The following is an 886-nucleotide window of genomic DNA, read 5'->3' on the forward strand; positions in this document are numbered from 1 at the left end:
CCGCTGCGCCCGGCGAAGCGGGCGGCGGGCACCTCGTCCTCCAGCGACTGGTGCGGCCGGTCGTGGTTGTAGTACCTCACCCACTCGTCGAGCTCCGCCTGCGCCGCAGCCAGGCTCGGGAACGTCCGCGCGGTGTCGAACTCCGTCCGCAGCGTCCGGTGGAACCGCTCGATCTTGCCCGTCGTGGTCGGTGACCGCGGCTTGGTCAGCAGGTGCTCGATGCCGTGCTCCCGGCAGATCCGGTCCCACAGCACCTCCACCGGCGGGTGCGCGTACTTCCCGGTGAAGACCTTCCCGTTGTCGGTCAGCACCTGCTGCGGCACCCCGTACCGCTCGAGGGCGACCCGGAACCCCTCGCACACCAGCTGGGTCCGCTCCCGGGGCATCAACCGCGCCGACACGCAGAACCTCGAGTGGTCATCCACCCCGGTCAACGCCTTCGCCGTCGACCCGTCCGCGAGCAGGAACCCGCCCACCACGTCGAACTGCCACAGCTCGTTCGCCGAGCCCCGCTCCCACCGCTTCCACGACTCCCGCCGCCGACGCCGGGAGTCCGGGGTGATGAGCCCGGCCCGCAGCAACGCCCGGTACACCCCCGACTCACTGGGCAGGTCCCCCACATCCAGGTCACCGAGGCCCAGCGTCTCCTGTCGGCGCAACAGCTCCGACCGGATCCGCCGCGGCCCCCAGTAGGCGTGCTGACGCCGCAGTTCCAGCACCACCACCTCCACCCGCCCCGGCATCTGGTGCGGGCACCCCACCGGCCGCCTGGACCGGTCCGCCAACGCGTCCAGACCGCCCTGCTCATACCGCGACAACCACGCATGCAGCGTCTGCCGCGACACCCGCCACTGCACCGCCACCTCCGTGACGGTCCGCCCCTCCG

At 72.1% G+C, this 886-nt stretch carries 1 protein-coding gene; it reads right to left on the reverse strand.

Going from position 1 to position 886, the window contains the following annotated elements; translation table 11 throughout:
• On the reverse strand, positions 1 to 886 hold an 886-nt coding region (locus WAA21_RS17905; protein WP_336924213.1), incomplete at both ends, for an IS481 family transposase.

This window comes from Aquipuribacter sp. SD81, from assembly GCF_037153975.1.
Lineage (GTDB): Bacteria > Actinomycetota > Actinomycetes > Actinomycetales > JBBAYJ01 > Aquipuribacter.